Below are 2,317 nucleotides of genomic sequence, written 5' to 3' on the forward strand. Positions count from 1 at the left end.
ATACCACAGCGGGATACAAACCTGTGTCGAGATCAAGGTCGGGGCGGATGGTCAGTGGCGACCATGCGGGAGAGTCTGCAAGGATGCTCAAGCCCTGTCGAATCACAAACGCAGACATCGAAAACGCAAGCCTGCTGATCTGGACGAGGACGATAAACTCAGTGCTCCAGCAGATAAAGTGAATAAGTGTGATTACCTGAGGAACTGACGGACTAATAAATATCAACACCTTAGCAGCCGCCTTTTCGGTCAGGCTCCCGGGTTCATCTCTACAAAAAAAATCTATCGAGGTAAAAATGAAGAAAACACAATCTGCGGCACTGCTGTTGCTGCTCTCGTTTTCAGTCATTTGCCAGGCCCAAACGTCGACAAGGCGTTTTGTGGTCGAGATTAAACAGGATCAGGATACAGGTTCTCCAGACCAGTTCTTTTCAGATATTGCTGACACAAACGGCTACGCAGGGTGCGGTTTACTGCCAGATGTTAAACCACCCGGAAGCGGTTATGGGTTAAAAACGCCCCTTATTGAGTCCATTTCGTGGCAATGGCTTTGCGCCACGAATCTGCTGGTTGCTTACGAACTGGTTCTGACTACCAATGCAGTCTCTGGCTTCAAACCTTATTCATGGCTAACTTCAGAAGTGTTTGTCGCTGTCGGCTGGCTTTTGAAAGGCTATTGGAATCCCGATTCACCGCTGTTTAACTCGATAGAGCGACTGGAGGCAATTCAGGATGACCCGTTTGCGATCACCACTATGACGCTTCCCGGACAAAACCAAAATGGGCAACAACAAAGCCAGCCGTCAGCGTCATCCGGTCAGCAAGCCTCGGGAGCAACCACAAGCACTCATCTTACAGGCTCCAATACCTGCCCCCTGCCTTCTGGCTCTGGCGGCGGTCAGGAAGACCCTGAAAAACGCCTGCATACTTTCGGCATAAATTGTCACGTCGGTTTCTGTAGTGGCGTTTGTATACTCCGACCATCATTGGATAACAGTGAACTAGTTGAAGGGCCGTTGAATTCCGAAGAAAGTTCAGCAGACGAAACAGGATCAACACCCGGACGAAGCTCAGTTCCTCCCTTTTCAGTTGAAGATATTTTTCGGTTTCCGATCCGAAATGATCTTCCCACGCAAGTTCACCGGGAAGAGCCCAGACTATTTCTTTCAGCATTACGCTCAATGAATGCTGAGGCAGCGCATACACCTCTGGTCTGTGACGAGATGCTGACCACGATGGATGGCGAGCGGCGGCCATGCGGAGTGGTTCGCAGGAATGCCGAAATGATGTTGCGTCACACCAGAACACACCACACTGGGCCACAATTCTGTGACGTAATAATGGTCGGGTCGTCGGATAACGATCCACGATTATGCGGGAGGATCTTTTATAATGTTCACGAGCTTTCGAGACACATAAGATGCCATGGCAGATCGCCTAACAGATGGCGTGATAGAAGATATAGAAGGCGTTGAAAACTCAAGTGTGTTGATGTGAACGATGATGCCTTCAGAGGGTAAGGAGTGATTGCGCTTTTGACAGAAAAGGATGCATATTCTATTGATCCATTACTTTCTTGGTCTATCTTTTGCCCTTAGAAACTGCAAAAGTGGATGTAATGATTGAGTTATGAAAAACTTTTTCTCAGCGACACTGCTGTTGTTGCTATTCTCTCCGTCTGCCATCTGTCAGGCTGAATCACTGACAAGACGTTTTCTTGTCGAGCTTCAGGGTGGAAGCTCTCCAAAAAAGAGCTTTTCTATAAAGCCAGACCATCACACATTGTTAAACAGTGCGTCGTACCTTGCCAACACAAACGACTATACAGAAGCAGTTTTGCCATATGATGGCAAACCGCACAGAGTCGACGGTTGCAGGGATAAAACGTCTTTTTTTGAGTCCATATCGTGGCAATTGATTTATGCCACTAGTACGCTGGTTGCTTACGAACTGATTATGAGTACCCATGACGCAGCTCTGAGCGCCAAATCCTATTCATCGATACCTTTAGAAGCGTTTTTAGCTGTTGGCTGGCTTTTAGGAAGCTATTGGGGCGCTGGTTCGCCACTGTTCAACCCGATGGATCAACTGCATTCATACCAAGGTGATCCGTTTGCGATCACCACTATGATGCTACCCGGAAGTGGTCAACAACAAACCCCGCCATCAGCATCATCCAGTCAGCAAGCCTCAGGAGCAACCACAACCACAACCAACTGTTGTACAGGCTCTGTCACTTCTCCTCTGTCGTCTGGCTCTGGTGGCAATAGCGAAGGCCCTGATCAACGCCAACATACTCTGGGTTTAAATTGTTACG

The 2,317-nt window shown here is 48.3% G+C and carries 3 protein-coding genes; all 3 read left to right on the plus strand.

Translation table 11 applies throughout. The features are described from left to right. On the plus strand, positions 1-208 hold a 208-nt coding region (locus KDK17_RS14215; RefSeq protein ID WP_257254757.1), incomplete at its 5' end, for a hypothetical protein. 88 nt (positions 209-296) lie between these two features. Then, a complete protein-coding gene (locus KDK17_RS14220; protein WP_257288339.1) occupies positions 297-1,475 on the plus strand; it encodes a hypothetical protein in 1,179 nt (392 codons plus the stop codon). Positions 1,476-1,629: 154 nt separating this feature from the next. Then, on the plus strand, positions 1,630-2,317 hold a 688-nt coding region (locus KDK17_RS14225), incomplete at its 3' end, for a hypothetical protein (RefSeq protein ID WP_257288340.1).

The organism is Endozoicomonas sp. SESOKO2 (assembly GCF_024606245.1).
GTDB lineage: Bacteria > Pseudomonadota > Gammaproteobacteria > Pseudomonadales > Endozoicomonadaceae > Endozoicomonas_A.